The following is an 18,215-nucleotide window of genomic DNA, read 5'->3' as shown; positions in this document are numbered from 1 at the left end:
TCGATCTGCGCGGGCCTTGCCGGCCTTTGGTCATGCCGGACGTCGATGTAGCGCAAGCGCTGCGGGCGGCCGTCGGCTCGCCTCAGCGCACCGAAAACCCGTCGCCGCGCAGGCTGCCATTCATGCCGCAGAACGGCGGGCCGAAGCCGTCGTCCTCGACGCCCGGGGGCGGGATGACGCCGACCGCCACCCGCGCACCGCCTTGTACTGCTGCGCGACCGCCGCGTCCGGGTTGCCGAGATCGATGCTGCCGCGCAGGGACTTTTCCATCGGCGTGGCGGCCTTGGCGCAATCGACCGACGGCGCTGCCGGTCACGGTCAGGAATGCCGCGAAGACCAGATGACGGAACATGGGGGTGCTGCTCTCCAGGGGGTGTGCGCGACGGGCCAGGGCGGCGGCGCCGCAACAAGCGCGCAGTTTACCGGGGGGATTGTCAGAAATCGTTGCGAGAGTGTTGCAGAATCCGAGGAGATCTGCGAAGTGGGTTTAGTCGTTGCGAGCACAACATATCTGCGGTGCGTGTCGGTATTCGCTCGGTCCCGCGCGGTCAATCACCGTCGATGAAGCCTCAGTAAATAAGCGGAAGAACCTGCGCGACCCGTTGGGCTACGGGAGACGGGGGATGGGGAGTCAATTGCTGTTGATCCAGTCCTGCGTGTCCTGGATGAACCAGGGCAGATTTAACTGCTCCCCTTCCCCTGACTGAATGGTCAGGCGCTGCCCCGTCCTTCCAGTCTCGCTGCTCCGATCAGACGTTGCCGCAGAGGGCGAACTTTGATAGTCCATACCTGTTCGTTTTGGCGGATTGTCCGCGCAGCCGACGACCGATGCGCATGCGATGCAGGAAAAAGTGAAAAGAAAAAATGGTCGGGCAACGGACATATTTATGGTTCCAACGGGCAGCAGAGCACGGATGCCGGAGAAGGATTCACCTTACTAGACCCTTCGGGTTTGCGGCGGGTTAAAGGCTACCGACTGTTGGAAATCAGTTTAGACCACCGCAACTGCTCAACCTTGCACGCCCTGCATAACAGCGTTCTGGCGGCGCTCGTCGGCTCACGACGAACGTAATTCATTTCTGCAGGAGCGTAGTCGAAAGCCTTTGCTCCCGCAGAGGGTGTGAAGTAGTATCAGGTTACATCGGTAGCATGCCGTAGTGAATAGCGAAGGAAGTTCGATTCACTGCGGTAGACGAGTCGATTGAGGTGGCTTGACTAAGCGGCTGGCGATTGACGTGCAGTGCCGCGCGGTCGAACTGGCAAGTGCCTCCAAGTCGACCAGCCGTGTTCGTGTCTTGATTGCCCTTAAGTCCGCGCGAGCGATGGCTTGTGCACCTATCGGAGTAGAGCATGGAGTTGATGGAGAAACTCAGAAGTCTTTCAGAGAAGATTCGCCAGCAAGGCCCGGCGATCAAAACTGAGGAGGCGACAAAGAACGCGTTCGTCATGCCGTTCATTCACAACATTTTGGGATACGACGTATTCGATCCCAATGAGGTGACACCGGAATTCATCTCCGACGTGGGAACCAAGAAGGGTGAAAAGGTCGACTACGCCATCCTTTTGAATTCGGAGATTCAAATACTGATTGAGTGCAAGAAGTTCGGAGACCCGCTGCACATCAATCATGCATCGCAGTTGTTCCGTTACTTCCACGTCACCACTGCTCGAGTCTCCATTCTGACGAATGGGCAGAACTACCAGTTCTTCACTGATCTGGACGCACCTAACAAGATGGACCAAAAGCCATTCTTGGAACTTGACCTGCTCGACATCGACGACTATGTCGTGCCGGAGCTTAAGAAGCTTACCAAAGGCGCGTTTGACCTGGATTCGGTCATTAGTGCCGCTGGCGAACTGAAGTATCTCAGTCAAATTAAGAAGGTCGTAGCCAATCAGTTCGTGGCCCCCGAGGAAGACTTCGTAAGACTCTTTGCCTCCCGTGTTTATGACGGTGCCATCACACAACGCGTTCGAGATCAGTTCTCGGCGCTGACAAAGCGCGCGTTGAGTCAATTCTTGAATGATCAGATCAACGAGCGCCTGAAGTCGGCCATGAGCAACAACGCAGTCGCGTCAGTAGTTGCCGAGACGCCAGAGGCGGAAGACATTGCCGACACCGCGGACGATTCCATCACTACTACACTGGAGGAAATCGAGGGCTACCACGTTGTAAAGGCAATTGTGCGGGCGGTCGTGGACGTCAAGCGAGTCGTTCAGCGAGATACCCAAAGCTATATGGGCATACTTTTGGACGACAACAACCGCAAGCCTATATGCCGCCTTCATTTCAATCGCGCTCAGAAGTACGTGGGCATCTTCGACGAAAACAAAACTGAGACACGTCACCCGATTTCGTCGATTGATGAGATATACAGCTTCTCCGACGCCCTTCGTAAAACCGTCGGTTTCTATGGCGGTGAGGCCGGAGCGGCAAGCTAGAGAGCCCCATCGCTTTTCGAAAAAGAGGGTTCTTGGTTCTAATCTTGGGAGGAAAGATGCGCTACACGCTTCGATTCATTTTTGCCGTTTGCGCTCTGACGTTTGGCGGTTCTGCGCTTGCGCAGTATTACGGGGGAAACGCTTACGGTTCGGCTTCGAGCCGCGGAAGCGGATACTCGGCGCCATCTGCGCCGCGGACCCCGATGCCAAGCTATGGCACGGGCTCTAACTGGAACAGCACGACAGTAGACGGGTATACGCGCCGCGACGGTACGTATGTGGCGCCACATCAGCGATCTATGCCTGATGCTTCGCAGAACAACAACTGGTCGACGAAGGGAAACCAAAATCCATATACCGGCCGCGCCGGGACTCAGCCCGGCAACGGATATCGCTGAAATCCCTGACGCGGCACAGCTTTTTCGAAACCTCGTCGCGCGCAGAAGTCTTGGGTGTGCCTAGCTAGGTTCAGCCCGCGCGCCTCACCCCGCGTACAGATTGCTCAGCGATGCCTTGAGAAAGCCGCCGTCGACCACGATGTCCTGCCCGTTCAGATACTGCGAGGCGTCGCTGGCCAGGAAGCCCACGGCGCCGGCGATGTCGGCGGGCAGGCCGATGCGTCTCGCGGGGATGTGGGCGATGCGCTTCTGCAGCACGTCGTCGTCGTGATAGTGCTTCTCGGAGAGCGGCGTGCGGATCATGCCGGGGCTGATCGAGTTGGCGCGGATGCCGCGCGGCGCCCATTCGACGGCCATCTGGCGCGTGAGCGCCTGCAGCGCCGCCTTGGAGGTGCCGTAGGCGCCGAGCCGCGTGGGGGCGTGCGCGGAGATCGAGGCCACGTTGATGATGCTGCCGGCCTGCCGGTCGCGCATCAAGGGAAACACGGCCTGGGCGCACAGCAGCGCGCCGCGCAGATTGATGCGGAGTATCCGGTCCCACAGATCGAGCGGGAAATCTTCCAGGCCCACCGGCGCCGCGCTGACGGCCGCGTTGTTGACGAGCACGTCGCAGCGGCCGTAGCGCTCCCGCACCGCGCGGGCCAGTGCCGCGACCGACGCGGGATCGGCGATGTCGCAGTGCAAAGTCAGGAGGCCGGCCGAGTCTGCGGCGGCGTCGGCGGCGTTCAGGTCCGCCTGCACCACCGTCGCGCCCATCGCGCGCAGGTGCGTGCAGATGGCCAGGCCGATGCCGCCGGTGGCGCCGGTGACCACGGCCACGCGGCCGTGCAGCGCGTCGGCGGCGTAGGCAAAGCGGGGTGCCGTTTCCATGGTCATCGCCTACTTGTTCTTCAGGTCGGCGACTTTCGCCAGGCCCTGCCAGATGACGGCATCGCGCTTGATCGATGCGGCGAAGTCCTGTGCTGACATGTTGGCCGGCACGATCATGTTCTGGCCTTCGATCTTTTCGCGCACGTCGGGGGCGTGCTGGGCGCGGTAGATCTCGGCGTTCAGCCGCGTGACGATCGCGGGCGGCGTGCCTGCCGGCGCGAACACGCCGTACCAGCCGTCGGCCTCGAACGTGTAGCCTTGCTCCGCGAGCGTGGGCACGTCCATCGAGGCGGGCCAGCGGCGCGAGCCGGTCTGGCCCAGCGCAACCAGCTTGCCCGCGCGCATGTGCGGAATCGGCGAGGCGATGTCCATGAAGCCGACGCTGATGTTGTTGGCGATCAGGTCGGTGCTCTCGGTGACCAGCTGCTTGTAGGGCACGTGCGGCATGTCGAGGCCGTAGTGGGCCTTGATGCCTTCCATCGCCAGGTTGCCGGACGAGCCGGTGCCCCACGAACCATAGGCGAGCTTGCCGGGATTGGCCTTGGCATACGCGACCATGTCGGCCAGATTCTTGAAGCCGGTGCTCGGATTGGCGACCAGCAGGATCCCGGCCGCGCCGACCTGCGCGATGGGCAGCAGGTCTTTCTCCGTGTCGTAGGGCAGCGAGGGCAGCACGACCGGGTTCAGCAGGATGGCGGACGAGGGCGCGAACAGCAGCGTGTAGCCGTCGGGCGTGGCCTTGGCCACCGTCTCGCAGGCGATCATGCCGTTGGCGCCGGGCTTGGCCTCCACGACCACGGGCTGGCCCAGCGCCTTTGCCAGCGGCGCCGCCACCAGCCTTGCGAAGATGTCGCCGCCCGCGCCGGACGAGCCCGCGACCACGAGGCGGATGGGACGGTCGGGCCAGGTGTCGGGGGCGGCAACGGCGTTGATGCCCAGGCCCATGAGCATGGCGCCGAGCAGCATCGCCCGTCGCTTGGGCAAGGGATGGGTCATGAGCGTCTCCAGGATGTTTGAATTATGGGAAGCTCTAAATTCTAGGAAGCGCCGTCGGGTTGGCTATAGCTGATTGCGCAGATCAGAACTGCACGAATCGAAGGAGTGGGCCGACACGGCCGCAGCGCGTGGCGCGCGCCGCCTGCTGCGTTTTCTGCAGAAGAGTTCTCCGGAATTTGGCGCAATCCCGTGGCGGCGCGATCGATACACTTTGGCGGGAGACAACTGCAGAAGAACAACGCCATGCCCATCGCCCTTCGACGTCGCCTGCTGCTGGGTGGCGCGCTCATCAGCGCGTTGTTGTCCGTGACGGCCGCCGCGCAATCGAACTACCCGACCAAACCCGTCCGGCTCGTCGTGCCGTATCCGCCGGGTGCCGCCACCGATGCCATCTCGCGCGCCTTTGCGCAGCAGCTCGGCGCCATCATGGGACAGCCGGTGGTCGTGGAGAACCGGCCCGGCGCGGGCTCGGCCATCGGCATCACGGCGGTGAACAGCCGGCCGGCGGACGGCTACACGCTGCTGGTCCATGCCGAGGGCTTCTACAGCGCCAAGTTCACCACGCCGGGCGCAGGCTATGAATTCTCCGATTTCGAGATCCTGGCGCCGCTGGCCCAGAGCAGCTACGCCTTCATCGTCCCGGCCGACCGCGGCTGGAACCGGCTCGAGGATCTCAAGGGGGTGAAGCGCGAACTGGACATCGGCATCGCCGACCTGGGCGTGGGCACGTACTCCATGCTGGCCACGAGACTGGCCGCCGGGCTGGGCGTGCACTACCGCCCGATCCCGTTCAAGGGCGGTGCCGAGGGCCTCACCGCCATACTCGGCGGCCAGATCGACGGCTATTTCACCACCCTCGGCACGACCCAGAGCGTCAAGGACAATCCCCACGTCAAGGTGCTGGCCTATACCGGCCGGCCGGGCAGCACCAGCCATCTGCCCGGCGTGCAGACCTTCGCGGCGCTCGGCGTGCCGGACATGGTGTTCCACAGCAGCTACAGCGTGGCCGTGCGCACCGGGATCCCCGAACCGGTGCGCGCGCAACTGGCCGCCTTCGTCAGGCAGGCCGCCTCATCCGAAGCGATGGACAGGGCGCGGCGGGATCTCTTCCTGGACGGCTACGACGGCACGCTGGACGATTACAAGCGCGAGCAGCTGCGCCTGGCCGATGCGTTCGAGGCGAGCGCGAAGGCGCGCACGCGCGAGTAGGGCGGACAGCGCCGAGCTCGGGCGTGCGCGGGCTCAGCCCGCAGCCTGCACGATGGCCTTTTTCTGCAGCACGCGTCGGCAGCGGTCGGCGGCCTTGGCTTTCGACCCGGGCTGGCATTGATGGCACACTGCAGGACCCGATCAACGGGAAGCACGGGTCGACCTCTGGCGCCGAGGTGGCCGGGCTTTCCACGATGCCATCGTTGCCGACACGAACACCCATGAATCCATCCGACCCGAGTCTTCCCCTATGAAAGGCCTCAAAGAAGGCCGGATCCGGCGTTGGGATGATGCGCGTGGCTTCGGCTTCATCGCGCCGGACGATGGGGGCGAGGGGGTGTTCGTGCATATCTCCGCCTTCGAGTCGGGGCGACCGGACCTGGCGCAGCGGGTGCGGTTCTTCGTCGAGGCCGGCAAGGACGGTCGGCCCCGGGCGCGGCAGGTGCGTCTGCTGGATGCGGCGCAGGGCGCGCCGGCACCGGCGCGCGGACGGGTGGTGCACGGGCTGGGTGCGAAAACGGCGCTGTTTCTCGGGCTGGTCGTGGCGGGGCTGGTCGCGGCGATCGCGTTCGGGGCGCTGCCGCTCTGGCTAGGGCTGGTGTATGCGGGGATGAGCGTGCTGGCGTTCGTGGTGTACGCCGCGGACAAGTCGTCGGCGCGCGCCGGGGTGCGGCGGATTCCCGAGAGCACGCTGCACATGCTGGCGCTGGCCGGCGGGTGGCCGGGCGCGTTGGTGGCGCAGCAGATGCTGCGCCACAAGTCGTCCAAGCCGTCGTTCCTGGCCGTGTATTGGCTCACGGCGCTGCTGAACGTGGCGGCCTGCGTGTTGCTGACGCAACCCATGGTACGCAGCTGGCTGCTGGCCTGGGTACAGCGGCTGGGCGCTTGAGCGCTGGCGTGCCGGCGGCGGGCGGCACGGCGCCCTCGCACGGAATGATCGTCTACAATTAGAAATCATTCCCATTACCGTTTGATCGGAAAGTCCCGTGCGCCCTGTCGACTTTGCGTCCTCTGACGAGTTCGTCAGCCTGTATCGAGAGCATCACGGCTGGCTCGTGCAGATGTTGCGCCGCCGGCTGAGCGGCAATAGCGAGAACGCGGCGGATCTGGCGCACGACACGTTCGAGCGCGTGATGCGCAGCGAGTCGCGCGCGGCGTTCGCGGAGCCGCGCGGTTTCCTGACGACGGTGGCCAAGCGGCTGTTGATCGATCAATCCCGCCGCCGCGCGATCGAGCAGGCCTACCTCGAGACGCTGGCGGCGCGTGCCGAAGAGGTCGAGCCGGGGCCCGAGACGCATGCGCTGGTGGTCGAGGCGCTGGACGCGGTGTGCCGCATGATGGAGCAGTTGCCGCCGCGCGTGCGGCAGGTGTTCGTGCTGGCGCAGGTGGAAGGGCTGCCGTATCTGGCGGTGGCCGAGCGCCTGGGCGTGTCGGTGGCGGCGGTGCAGCGCGACATCGTGAAGGCCTGGCAGCATTGCTACGCGGTGCTGTACGCATGAGCGCCCTGCACAGCGAGCGGCTGCATCCCGACATCATCGCGCAGGCCGCCCAATGGATGATGCGCACCGGCGATGCGCCCGACGCGGCCACGCAGGCGGCCTGTGCGCGCTGGCGCGAGGCCGACGCGCGGCACGAGCTCGCGTGGCAGCGGCTGCAGGGCATCAGCCAGGACGTGGGCGCCGCCACCGGCCGGAACCTCTCCGGCGGTGCCGCGGGCCAGACCATCCTGCGCTATTGCGAGCAGCGTACGCGCCGCAATGCGATGAAGTGGGCGGTCGGCGCCGTGGGGCTCGGCACGCTGGGATGGCTGGGCGCGCGCCAGGGCCTGTGGGACGGCGCCAGCGTGTATCGCACGGCCACCGGCGAGCAGCGCCAGATGACGCTGCCCGACGGCACGCTGCTCACGATGAATACCGGTTCGGTGGTGGCGCTGCGCTACGACGCGGGGCAGCGCCGCGTCGAATTGCGCAGCGGCGAAATCCTGATCGCCACGGCCGCCGACGCGGCGGGCCGGCCGTTCGGGGTGATGACGCCGAACGGGCTGCTCACGCCGCTGGGCACCCGCTTCGCGGTGCGGCAGATGGAGGCGGACAGCCACGCCACGCACCTCGCGGTGTACGAAGGGGCGGTGCGGGTAGAGCCCGCGCGCACGCAGGCGGCGCGCGTGGTGCATGCCGGCGAGCAGGCCTCGTTCGACGCGGCCGCGGTGTCGGCCGCCACGCCCGCCGAGGGGCAGGGGCCGGCCTGGAGCGAGGGCATGCTGGTGGCCAACCGCATGCGGCTCGACCGCTTCCTGGTCGAACTGGGGCGCTATCGCCCGGGCCTGCTGCGCTGCGACGACGACGTGGCAGCGCGCGAGGTGACGGGGGCCTTCCGGATCGACGACACCGACAGGGCGCTGCAGGTGCTGGCCGGCGTGCTGGACCTCAGGCTGCGCTATCGCACGCGTTATTGGGTGAGCGTGGGCCGCGCATGAGGGCGCACGGATGCCGGGCCCGGTCCGGATCGGTTGCCGCCACAACGAATTTGTAACGCCGTCGAAGATTCCCGATTCTGGCGCGTTAGACATAGAGACAGGCCCCGAGGCGCACGGGGCCTGGCCATTCTGTCGAACGAACCAGGAACCCGTCATGGCACTACGCCAGTCCTCACTCTCTCCCGCCTTCGCCGCGCGGCACGGCCACCGGCCCGCCGCGCTGCGCCTTGCCGTTCATCTCGCGCTCGCCGCGGCCTTGCCGTTGGCCGCGCCGGCCGCGTCCTGGGCGCAATCCGCCGCCGCGGGCGGCATCACGTTTGCGATCGCACCGACCACGCTGGACGAGGCGCTGGGCCAGTTTGGCGTGGCGGCCCGGATCACCGTGGCGGCATCGCCCGCGCTGACGCGCGGCGTGCGGACCCAGGGGGTGTCCGGGCGCTACACCGCCGAGCAGGGGCTGGCGGCGCTGCTGGCGGGCACGGGCCTGGAGGCGGTCGCCAATGCCAACGGGGAGGGCTATCACCTGCGCCGCGCGCCGCAGGCCTCGTCGGGCGTGTCGACGCTGGCGCCGGTCATGGTGACGGGCCTGTCGGAGGCCACCACCGAAGGCACCGGCAGCTACACCAGCCGCACCGTGACCATCGGCAAGGGCCAGCAGACCCTGAAGGAGATCCCGCAGTCGGTTACCGTGGTGACGCGCCAGCGCATGGACGACCAGAACGCCAACACGCTGGACGACGTGCTCGCCAACAGCACCGGCATGACGCTCTACAAGAGCCCGATGGGCGGCAACTACGTGTACTCGCGCGGGTTCCGCGTGGACAGCTACCAGTTCGACGGCGTGAACCGCGCGTTCTACTACCCGCAGGCCAACAGCTTCACGAGCACCACCGTGATCCTGGACCGGGTGGAGATCGTGCGCGGCGCCACCGGCCTGCTGCAGGGCGCGGGCTCGCCCAGCGCGGCGGTGAACCTGGTGCGCAAGCGCCCGCTCGCCGAGAACCAGCTCCAGGTGATGGCCAGCGGCGGCTCCTGGAACAACTACCGCGCCGACATCGACGCGACGGGCCCGCTGAACGAATCGGGCTCGCTGCGCGGCCGTGGCGTGGTCAGCTACAACGATCGCGACTATTTCTACGACACCGCCAAGAGCCGCAACGGCGTGCTGTACGGCGTGCTGAGCTATGACTTCGGGCCCGACACCACGCTGACGGGCGGCATCAGCTATGAGGAGCTGCGCTCGACGCCGTTCTTCCATGGCCTGCCGCACTACGTGAACGGCGACGACATCGGGCTCAAGCGCTCGACCTCGCTCGCGCAGGACTGGAACCGCTGGAACGGCAAGCAGACCTCCGTGTTCGCGGAGCTGGCGCATCGCTTCGACCAGGACTGGTCGCTGCGCCTGACCGCCACGTCCACGCAGGAATCCAACGATTCCAAGTACGCCTTCACGGAAGGCGCCGTCGATCCGCAGACGCTGCTCGGCCCCACGATGTACGCCGGCATCTTCGATCTCTCCACGCACAACAAGGCGTTGAACCTCGACGTGGACGGCGCTTTCGAGGCGCTGGGCCGCAAGCACAAGTTCAGCGTGGGCGGCAGCGTCAACGAGCTGGTCAGCAAGAACGACTTCTCCACGGCGCGCCTGAACCGGGCCATGAACGTGTTCGACCCGGATCACCATGTGCCGGAGCCCTCCGACGCGTGGCTGCGCGAGAACGCCTACCGCGGCGCCGCGACCATCGTGCGGATGAAGCAGACCGGCGTGTACGGCGTGGGCCGCTTCAGCCTGGCCGATCCGCTCACGCTGGTGGCCGGCGCGCGCGTGAGCTGGTATGAAAACACCGGCCGCTATCGTGACGGCGGTGCGCCCTATACCGATCCCTACAAGGAGAACGGCGTCGTCACGCCGTACGGCGGCCTGATCTACGCGTTCGATCCGCAGTGGTCGGGCTACGTGAGCTATGCCGAGATCTTCGAGCCGCAGAACGCGCTCGATGCCTCCGGCGCGCTGCTCGATCCCATCGTGGGCAAGAACTACGAGGTGGGCATCAAGGGCGAGCTGATGGACGGGCGGGTGAACACCTCGCTGGCGCTGTTCCGCATCGACCAGAAGAATCGCGCGCAGCAGGACATGGTGAGCGCGTGCCGCGTGGGCGACATCTGCTATCTGTCGAGCGGCAAGGTGCGCAGCCAGGGCGTGGACGCCGAGATCAGCGGCGAGATCGCGCGGGGCTGGCAGCTCTTCGCGGGCTACACCTTCAACACTTTGAAGTTCCTCGACGACACGGAGGTGTCGACCACCAACTTCGGCCGCACCGTGACGCCCAAGCACATCCTGCGCCTGTGGTCCGACTACCGGTTGCCCGGCGCGCTGTCGGCGTGGACGCTGGGCGGGGGCGTGAACTTCCAGTCGGGCAGCTACACCGACACGCGCAATGTCCGGGTGTCGCAGGGCTCCTACGCCATCTGGAACGCGCGCATCGGCTACCAGTTCAACAAGCACTGGTCGGCCGCGCTGAACGTGAACAACCTGCTCGACAAGAAGTACTACCAGACCATCGGTGCGCCGGGCTGGGGCAGCTTCTACGGCGATCCGCGCAACGCCACCCTGACGCTGCGCGGCACCTTCTGACGCGTCTGACAGGACCGCGCCGGGGCGGGCAGGCGCACGCGCCACCCGCGCCGGCGCGAGGCCATCAGGCGGGCTTGGGCGGGGGCGTGTCGCCCTCGCTTTCGCCTTCTTCGCGGGCCTCGAGCTCGTTGCCGAGCACCTCCGCGGCGTCGCCGCCGCCGCTATCGACCTGCAGCGGACGGCGGGTGTGGCCGGCGGCGCGGGCGTCCTCGCCCTCGTCGGCACGCTCGGCCTGCATGACCACGTTGGCCGCGGGCGCGTAGCCGCGCTTGTCCTGGCCGAAGTACACCACCGTGTGCGGGTAGGGCAGCTCGATGCCGGCGGCGTCGAAGTGCTTCTTGAGCAGGCGGTTGTAGCCGCGCTGCACGGCCCATTGCATGCCGGGGGTGGTCTTGATCAGGATGCGGATGGTCACGCCCTTGTCGTTGACCGCGGTCACGCCGGCCACCGTCATCTCCTCGAGGATCTCGGGGCCGAGCACCGAGTCGGTCATGAGCTCGGCGAAGGCCGCGCGCAGGTGCACGATCGCGTCGTCCACGCTCTCGCGGTGCGCGATGGTGTATTCGCCCAGGTGGTAGGAGAAGTCGCGCATGTGGTTGGCCACCACGTCCACCGACGAGAACGGTACCAAATGGTAGCCGCCGTCGAGCGTGCGGATGCCGACCGAGCGGATGGTCATCTTCTCGACCGTGCCGAACACGCCCGCGACCTGCACCACGTCGTTTTCGTTCATGCCGTTTTCGAGCTGGATGAACACGCCGGTGATGATGTCCTGCACCAGCTTCTGCGCGCCGAAACCGATGGCCAGGCCGACCACGCCGGCACCGGCGATCAGCGGGCCGATGTCGATGCCGATCTGCGACAGCAGCACGAGCAGCGTCATGGTCACGATGACGATCAGGGCCGCGTTGCGGAACAGCGCGAGCAGGGTGCGCTCGCGCGCGCTCGGCATGCCGCGCCCCTCGCTCTGGCTCAGGCGATGCTCGATGACGCTGGCGATGACGGTCCAGGCCAGCGCCGCGATCAGCAGCACGATGACGACGTTCAGCACCACCTTGATCGCGGCGGCGCCGGCGTCGGAAGCGAGCCAGCGCGACAGGTCGAACGCATGCCAGGCATCCAGGATCAGCAGCACGATGACGATGCGGATGATCCAGCCGACCAGCTTCAGGGCGGCGGGCACGTAGGCGTTCACGCGGGCCTCGAGCAGGGGCAGGCGGCGCCGCACGTCGGCCGGCAGCTGGATGGGCTTGGCCAGCACGGTGTTGAGCAGCAGGATCAGCAGGCTGCCCACGCCGATCACCAGCAGCGTCTGGATCGTGGCGCGCGCCATGAAGGGCAGGGCGTTGGTCGGGTCGACCTGGCTCACCACCAGCAGCACGGTGAAGTAGGCGATGCCCAGGACGTGCCAGATGCGCGACAGGAAATGCAGGCGCGAGCCCATGAAGGTGGCCGCGCCGGCGGCACGGCGATTCATGTGGTCGCGCACCGACTGGCGGTTCTGCCAGATCACGCTCACCGCATACACGTACACGGCCAGCATGATGAGCATGCTGGTGAGGCGGCCGAGCGCGGGCGAGAGCGAGGCCGAGATCACCGGGTCGATCAGCAGCGTGCCGTAGCCCGCGGCCGCGACGATGCGCACCAGCCAGCCGTTCCAGTACCGGGCCAGCGCATCGGACATGGGCAGCAGGCGCAGGTGCGGATGCCGCACGGCGAACACCGTGCGGATCAGCACCTTGGCGATCTCCACCGCCACGAAGGCCTGCAGGAACAGCGCCGCGAGCGTGTCGACGTTGCCGCGTCCCGGCGTGTTCCAGAGCGCGGCGGTGCCGCCCGCCATGGCCGCGAGCAGCACCACGCCCACGTCGATGGCCAGCGCGCCCACGATGGCGCCCATGCGCCGCGCCAGGGCGCGCATGGAGGCGGGCGCGCCGCGCCGGGCCTGCGGGTCGGGCTCGGCGCCGTGCACGGCCACCCAGCGGTCGATGCGCGAGTAGATGCGCATGGCGATCATGCGCAGCACGATGAACGCGATGATGGTGGCGACCGCGGCCAGCAGCAGGGGCAGCAGCGCATTGCTCGCGGTGCCGCTGTCCATGCGCAGGCTGCCGCCGGCGGCCAGCACGCGCAGATCGTCCACGCCCTGGCCCATGTCGGCGGCCACGCCGGTGAGAAAGCGCTGCACGCCGTCGGCCATGCGCTCCTGCAGGCCGGGTTCCGTGGGCTGCGCGGGCTGGCTGGCCGCGCCCGCCGCGCGGGGCGCCGCCGCCGCGCCCTCGCCGGACGATTGCGCGCGCAACTGCTCGATCAGTGTCTTGCGCATCTCGGGATTGTCGAGCATGTCGGCCAGCGCGGCCGGCGTGAGCGCCGGTGCCTGGGCCTGGGCCGAGGTGTCCGGCGCGGCCTGGGCGGGCGCCGCCACGGCCGCGCCCTGCCAGAGGATGGCCAGGCAACTCAGCATCGCCGCCAGCAGCAGGGCTGCCAGCCAGGGCCTCTCGCGGCGCAGCCGCCAGAGGCTGGCGGCATGGATGCGGGGCGGGGAAGAATGCGATGCTGTCGTTGCGGATCGAACCACTAATAAATCTCCTCTACGAGCCGGGAAACCCGCGGCGCGGCGGCGCCGTGGCTGTCCTAGATGATAAAGCCCCATGCCGCCGATGCCGAATCCGCGGGGCAGGCGCCCGTGCCGGGCCCGATGCGCGCCCGGTCACGGCGCGCGATATACCCGGTGATTCGTCGGGTCATCGCCTTGTGCGCGCGCTGCCGCCCCTACACTGGCGCATCGTCGACCCGGCGCCCGGCCGGGCCTGACCGACTCACGGGAGGACGCATCATGGCGCGCATTTTCATCACCGGATCCACCGACGGGCTGGGCCTCGCGGCCGCCCGCGCGCTGGTCGCGCAAGGACACGAGGTGCTGCTGCATGGCCGCAGCGAACAACGCCTGGCCGACGTGCGCGCGGCCTTGCCCGCGGGTGCGCGCGCGGTCGCAGGCAATCTTGCCGACCTGGCGCAGACACGCGAGCTGGCGCGCCAGGTCGAGGCGGCCGGGCCGCTCGATGCCGTGATCCACAACGCGGGCGTGTTCACCGGTGCGGCGATCCTGCCGGTCAATGTGGTGGCGCCCTACGTGTTGACCGCGCTCATCCCGCGGCCGCGCCGGCTGGTGTTCCTGAGCAGCGAGATGCACTACGACGGCCGCCCGGCGCTCGACGGCATGGCGTGGGACGGTGCCCGCGAGAGCGCCTCGTATTCGGACAGCAAGTTGTTCGTGACGGCGTTCGCGGCGGCGCTCGCGCGCCGCTGGCCCGAGGTGGAGAGCCAGGCGGTGGACCCGGGCTGGGTGCCCACGAAGATGGGCGGCCCGAACGCGCCGGACGATCTGAGCCTCGGGCATGTCACGCAGGCCTGGCTCGCGACCCGTGATGATGCGCAGGCGCTGGAGAGCGGGGGCTACTGGCATCACCAGCAGCGGCGCGATCCGCATCCCGCGGTGCATGACGCGGCCTTCCAGGCGCGCCTGATCGCCGCTTTGCAGGACGCCACCGGGATCGCGTTGCCGTGATCCCGGCTGGAGGGAGCTGCGCGCTTACTGCTGGGGCGCGTCCTTCCGGCTCTTGAGCGGCACGGTCGTGCCGCCGTTGGCCTTCCAGGCCTGCATGCCGCCGCGATACCAGTAGGTCGGCCAGCCCAGCGTCGCGGCGCGCAGCGCGGCGTTGTAGGAGGAGCGGTCGTTCAGGCCGGCGCCGAAGAACACCAGCGGCGCCTTGCGGCCCTCGCCGGCGGTCTTGGTGAGCCAGGCGTCGAGCGCGGATTGCAGCGAGTCGGTCACGCTGCCGTCGGAGCCGGCGTCGGCCAGCGAAATCGCGCTCGGGATGGTCTCCATCTGGCCGCTGGTGTCGATCAGCAGCATGTCGCGATGGTTCTTGGCGAGCACGAGGAAGTCTTCGGTGCGGATGATCTGGGCGTTGAAGTGCTTGTTCGGCGTCGGGCCCTTGTAGGGCGAGGAGAACAGCAGCGCGGTGGCGGGGATGCCCATGTCCTGCAGCTCGTCGATGGCACGCGGCGGCGCGGCGCCCTGGCCGGCGCCCTGTCCGGCGCCCTGTCCCGGCGCGCCCTGCTGGCGGGCGGGCTGGGCCGCGGCGTCGCCCTTGGGCATGCCGCCCACGGTGCCCATTTCGATGTCGGAGATCATCACCGCCAGGTGCTCGAGCAGCTCATAGCACATGGTCACCGAGCCCGCGCGCGGGTCGTACCAGGCGTTGAGCGTGCCGCAGTCCTTGAAGGTGACGTTGACCGGACGCGGCAGCACGTAGGTCTTGCCCAGCTGGCTGAAGTTCTGCGCCAGCGGTTCGGCGAAGTTGTTGGCGAACAGATTGCCGACCTTGCTCTTGGACGGTTCGAACACCACGTTCACCGGCGCGCCGGGCGCGTTGGCCGGCTGCTGGCCGTCGGGCGACCAGGTGCCCACGCGGGTGTGCGGCGCGAGGATCTTGCGCCAGGCGCGGTTCTGCTTGTTGAACTCGTCGGTGCAGCGGCTGCGCGTGCGCCCGTCGAGCTCGACCGCGTTGGCGAGCGAGGCGAATGCCGCGGTGTTGCCGCCGTACATGATGCAGAACATGTTGCGGAAGCGCTTGAGATCGCCGGTGTGCTCGTCCTGCCAGGGCGACTCGCCGGCGCCGCGCGCCTCGGCCAGCTTGCCGCTGTAGAACCATTGCAGCGCGGCATACACGGCCGCGTCGCGCACCATGTCGTTCTCATCGGCGTTCTGCGACGGATACATGGTGGGCTCGACGATGCGCAGCGCCGAGTAGATGTCGACGGCGTCTTCCTCGGCGCCGGTGGAGGGCAGCTCGAGCTCGCCGATCAGGGCGTGGCCGAACTCGTGCAGGAAGATGCTGCGCACCAGGCCGATGTACACCGAGGTGGTGCGCTTGCTGTCGCCACCGAACAGCGGCAGCGGGCCGGTGCCGGCCACGCTGTTGCCTGCGCCGCCTGCGCCGCCGCTTTCGCGGCGCGGCGGGGGCGAGTTGGGCGCGGGAGACCCGGTGCGCGGCGGCTGCGCGCCCGGCGCGGGCGCGGCCGCCGGACGGCCCCGGTCGAGGTCGTTGTCGATCGTGAACTCGGCCAGGCCGAAGGTGCCCACGTCGTAGGCCATGATGCCGATGTCGCCATCGAGCGCGGGCGTGTCCTCGATGTCGCCGACCTTCTGGCCATTGAGAAGGAAGCGCGCGGCGCCCGGCACCTCGATCACGCGGATGCGGTCGGAGCCGTCGAGCTTGGCCGAATTCGGCACGGTGGCGACTTCGCGGCGCTTGCCGTTTTCCAGACAGAACAGGTGCGTGCTGCGGTCGGCCGTGATCTCCATCAGGCACAGACTCTTGCGCTGCTGATTGTTCAGCATCACGCCGATGGCCGCCTTGGGATGCTCCGATCGCACGACCACATTGAGATTGGTCACGCGGCCCGATTCGGGCGGCGGCCCCACGCGCACCAGCAGGGTCTGCTCGCTCTCGCGCTGCTTCGCGTTGTAGAGCGTGAACCAGCCATCCTGCACGCTGGCGGTCCAGCCCTGCATGAGCTGTGGCCGCACCGCGCCCGCGAGCGGGCCGAGCTGTTGTTCAAACTCGGCGTGCGCGGGCGAGCCGAACACACCGAGAACCACGAGCAAAGCAACGGCACGTAGACGCATGCGGGTTCTCTTGGCCAGAGTGAATTTGAAGGGGGACGCGTCGCCGCCGCGGGACGTGAGCCGGCGCGGTGTCGGACCCCGGGCGCGGCGGCAACGGCAAAGATCAGCAATATATCCCCATGCCCCGCAAGGGGATGGGCGATTTGTTAACGGGCTATACCAAGCCAATAAAAGTCTTACCAAATATGGCGCGGGGCGCATGGCGAGGCGTCCGCGGCCGACGGCCTCGGGGACAGGCGGGCGGGCGACGGGTTTGATCGGCGTCGCGTGAATCCATACAATATTCCAAAAAATCCATACATGATTTTCGGCCGCGACTGCATGGGTTTCGATCGACGCGGCGTTCCCCTTCGCCGGGAGTCTCTCTTGCGCTTCAAGCGTTTCATGGAAAACCTGCCGCCCGGCGGGTACTCGACCATCTCCGACCTGCTGGTGGGCACGGACGATGGGCCGGTATTGCAGCCGCCCGCGTTGCGGCTGTTCTGCGGCACGGAGATGTGCGATGGACTCCAGCGCTTCGAATGTGGCGACGAGGCGCCGCGCGTGGGCGAGGCGCCGCTCTATCTGCATCTGCGCTACCGCTGCACGCAGTGCCGGCTCACGGAGAAAGTCTATTCGCTGGCGGTGCGCCGCACGGGCAAAGGGCCGGGCGGGGCGTTGCGCAAGATCGGCGAATATCCTCCCTTCGGTTCCGGCGCGTCGGCGACGCTGCTGGCGTTTTTCGGCGCCGACAATGCGCACATCGACAAGGCGCTGGCGTGCGAGCAGGCGGGCTTCGGGGCCGCGGCGGTCGATTACTACCGGCGCGCCTTCGAAGCGCAGTGGCCGCAGGTGCTGCACCAGATGATGAGCGTGGGGGGATGGCTGGGGCTGTCGCAGACCCATCGCGACGTGTTGCAGCAGGCGGCCGCGCAGCCGGGTGTGCGCCAATCGATCGCGCAGGCGCGCGGCGCGCTCGATGCCCACCTTGGGCGCGACGGGCTGAATCCGCTCGACCTGTTGAGCGCCTTGCTCTACGCGCCCGACATCGATCGCAAGCCGGACGCCGATCTGCTCGCTGACGCGGCGTCGATCCGGGTGCTGCTCGAGGGGCTGGGCGGCACCTTGCGCCGCGTGCCGAAGGCGCCGGTCCGGCACGCGCCGATCTTCGACAGCGCGCCCGCCCATTGAAAACGGCCGGCAGGGCGCCGGCCGCGATGTCCTCGCCGACCGCCCTTGCGGGCCATCGGGTTGCGGACCCGGCCGGGCAGGGCGCCCGGCCGGCTTGCCTCGTCAGAAGGCGTAGCGCACGCGCAGGTCGCCGGTCTGCGACGTGTAGCCGCTCGCCGCTTCCAGCGTGTAGTTCAGGCCGATGGTGAGGTTCTTGTGGGTCGCCAGCGTGGCGCCCAGCACCAGCACGCCGGTGTCCTTGATCGGCGTGGCGCCGAGCGAGGTGAAGCTGGTCGAGCCGGTCGGGTCGGCCGCGAAGCTCGCCGCCGTGCGCACGCGCGAATC

15 protein-coding genes are annotated in these 18,215 nt (G+C 67.6%); 8 read left to right on the top strand and 7 right to left on the bottom strand.

Translation table 11 applies throughout. The annotated features are described in order from the left end of the window. Positions 1-82: 82 nt before the first annotated feature. Positions 83-352: a hypothetical protein gene (locus CEG14_RS26120; RefSeq protein WP_143277264.1), complete on the bottom strand. Its 270-nt coding sequence runs from the start codon at positions 350-352 to the stop codon at positions 83-85. A 279-nt stretch (positions 353-631) separates the two neighbouring features. Further along, a complete protein-coding gene (locus CEG14_RS22190) occupies positions 632-883 on the bottom strand; it encodes a hypothetical protein (protein ID WP_094828593.1) in 252 nt (83 codons plus the stop codon). 467 nt (positions 884-1,350) lie between these two features. Between CEG14_RS22190 and CEG14_RS22185 the strand changes: the two genes are divergently transcribed. After that, positions 1,351-2,442, top strand: coding sequence for a type I restriction endonuclease (locus CEG14_RS22185; protein ID WP_094828592.1), 1,092 nt, complete (start codon positions 1,351-1,353; stop codon positions 2,440-2,442). Positions 2,443-2,924: 482 nt separating this feature from the next. On the opposite strand, the gene CEG14_RS22180 is transcribed toward CEG14_RS22185, so the two are convergent. Continuing rightward, the gene (locus CEG14_RS22180; RefSeq protein ID WP_256985916.1) at positions 2,925-3,710 is read right to left on the bottom strand and encodes an SDR family NAD(P)-dependent oxidoreductase; all 786 of its coding nucleotides are present in this window, start codon (positions 3,708-3,710) and stop codon (positions 2,925-2,927) included. A gap of 9 nt (positions 3,711-3,719) precedes the next feature. Further along, the gene (locus tag CEG14_RS22175) at positions 3,720-4,706 is read right to left on the bottom strand and encodes a Bug family tripartite tricarboxylate transporter substrate binding protein (RefSeq protein WP_094828590.1); all 987 of its coding nucleotides are present in this window, start codon (positions 4,704-4,706) and stop codon (positions 3,720-3,722) included. Between the two features lie 243 nt (positions 4,707-4,949). Between CEG14_RS22175 and CEG14_RS22170 the strand changes: the two genes are divergently transcribed. From CEG14_RS22170 to CEG14_RS22150, 5 genes are all read left to right on the top strand, one after another. After that, a complete protein-coding gene (locus CEG14_RS22170; protein ID WP_094828589.1) occupies positions 4,950-5,915 on the top strand; it encodes a Bug family tripartite tricarboxylate transporter substrate binding protein in 966 nt (321 codons plus the stop codon). A gap of 250 nt (positions 5,916-6,165) precedes the next feature. Further along, positions 6,166-6,804 carry a DUF1294 domain-containing protein gene (locus CEG14_RS22165; RefSeq protein ID WP_094828588.1) on the top strand — a complete coding sequence of 213 codons (639 nt, stop codon included), beginning with the start codon at positions 6,166-6,168 and terminating at the stop codon, positions 6,802-6,804. A 97-nt stretch (positions 6,805-6,901) separates the two neighbouring features. Further along, on the top strand, positions 6,902-7,414 hold the full coding sequence (locus CEG14_RS22160) for a sigma-70 family RNA polymerase sigma factor (RefSeq protein WP_094828587.1): 513 nt from the start codon (positions 6,902-6,904) through the stop codon (positions 7,412-7,414). Continuing rightward, a complete protein-coding gene (locus tag CEG14_RS22155; RefSeq protein WP_094828586.1) occupies positions 7,411-8,391 on the top strand; it encodes a FecR domain-containing protein in 981 nt (326 codons plus the stop codon). The genes CEG14_RS22160 and CEG14_RS22155 overlap by 4 nt, the downstream gene beginning before the upstream one ends. A gap of 154 nt (positions 8,392-8,545) precedes the next feature. Beyond that, positions 8,546-11,026 carry a TonB-dependent siderophore receptor gene (locus CEG14_RS22150; protein ID WP_094828585.1) on the top strand — a complete coding sequence of 827 codons (2,481 nt, stop codon included), beginning with the start codon at positions 8,546-8,548 and terminating at the stop codon, positions 11,024-11,026. 64 nt (positions 11,027-11,090) lie between these two features. Here CEG14_RS22150 and CEG14_RS22145 read toward each other — a convergent pair whose 3' ends face one another. Next, a complete protein-coding gene (locus CEG14_RS22145) occupies positions 11,091-13,490 on the bottom strand; it encodes a mechanosensitive ion channel domain-containing protein (protein ID WP_094828584.1) in 2,400 nt (799 codons plus the stop codon). 372 nt (positions 13,491-13,862) lie between these two features. On the opposite strand from CEG14_RS22145, the gene CEG14_RS22140 reads away from it, so the two are divergent. Continuing rightward, entirely contained in the window at positions 13,863-14,594 is a 732-nt protein-coding gene (locus CEG14_RS22140) for an SDR family NAD(P)-dependent oxidoreductase (protein ID WP_094828583.1), read from the top strand. Positions 14,595-14,618: 24 nt separating this feature from the next. On the opposite strand, the gene CEG14_RS22135 is transcribed toward CEG14_RS22140, so the two are convergent. Next, complete coding sequence (locus CEG14_RS22135; RefSeq protein ID WP_094828582.1) at positions 14,619-16,721, bottom strand: DUF4344 domain-containing metallopeptidase; 2,103 nt, start codon at positions 16,719-16,721, stop codon at positions 14,619-14,621. 366 nt (positions 16,722-17,087) lie between these two features. Between CEG14_RS22135 and CEG14_RS22130 the strand changes: the two genes are divergently transcribed. Continuing rightward, positions 17,088-17,891, top strand: a complete 804-nt coding sequence (locus tag CEG14_RS22130) for a hypothetical protein (RefSeq protein WP_094828581.1) — start codon at positions 17,088-17,090, stop codon at positions 17,889-17,891. Between the two features lie 102 nt (positions 17,892-17,993). Here the strand turns inward: CEG14_RS22130 and CEG14_RS26450 are convergent. Further along, positions 17,994-18,215 (bottom strand): hypothetical protein (locus tag CEG14_RS26450; protein WP_176461543.1); only part of this gene is annotated, 222 nt, incomplete at its 5' end.

The sequence above is a fragment of the Bordetella genomosp. 1 genome, from assembly GCF_002261335.1.
GTDB lineage: Bacteria > Pseudomonadota > Gammaproteobacteria > Burkholderiales > Burkholderiaceae_B > Bordetella.
Note: the sequence above shows the minus strand (reverse complement) of the source record. Positions and strands in the feature narration are given on the sequence as shown.

Coding starts and splice junctions, on each gene's coding strand:
- CEG14_RS22170 (WP_094828589.1), top strand. CDS start 4,950: ATGCCCATCGCCCTTCGACGTCGCCTGCTGCTGGGTGGCGCGCTCATC.
- CEG14_RS22155 (WP_094828586.1), top strand. CDS start 7,411: ATGAGCGCCCTGCACAGCGAGCGGCTGCATCCCGACATCATCGCGCAG.
- CEG14_RS22165 (WP_094828588.1), top strand. CDS start 6,166: ATGAAAGGCCTCAAAGAAGGCCGGATCCGGCGTTGGGATGATGCGCGT.
- CEG14_RS22175 (WP_094828590.1), bottom strand. CDS start 4,706: ATGACCCATCCCTTGCCCAAGCGACGGGCGATGCTGCTCGGCGCCATG.
- CEG14_RS22185 (WP_094828592.1), top strand. CDS start 1,351: ATGGAGTTGATGGAGAAACTCAGAAGTCTTTCAGAGAAGATTCGCCAG.
- CEG14_RS22135 (WP_094828582.1), bottom strand. CDS start 16,721: ATGCGTCTACGTGCCGTTGCTTTGCTCGTGGTTCTCGGTGTGTTCGGC.
- CEG14_RS26120 (WP_143277264.1), bottom strand. CDS start 352: ATGTTCCGTCATCTGGTCTTCGCGGCATTCCTGACCGTGACCGGCAGC.
- CEG14_RS22150 (WP_094828585.1), top strand. CDS start 8,546: ATGGCACTACGCCAGTCCTCACTCTCTCCCGCCTTCGCCGCGCGGCAC.
- CEG14_RS22180 (WP_256985916.1), bottom strand. CDS start 3,710: ATGGAAACGGCACCCCGCTTTGCCTACGCCGCCGACGCGCTGCACGGC.
- CEG14_RS22190 (WP_094828593.1), bottom strand. CDS start 883: ATGTCCGTTGCCCGACCATTTTTTCTTTTCACTTTTTCCTGCATCGCA.
- CEG14_RS22140 (WP_094828583.1), top strand. CDS start 13,863: ATGGCGCGCATTTTCATCACCGGATCCACCGACGGGCTGGGCCTCGCG.
- CEG14_RS22145 (WP_094828584.1), bottom strand. CDS start 13,490: ATGCTGAGTTGCCTGGCCATCCTCTGGCAGGGCGCGGCCGTGGCGGCG.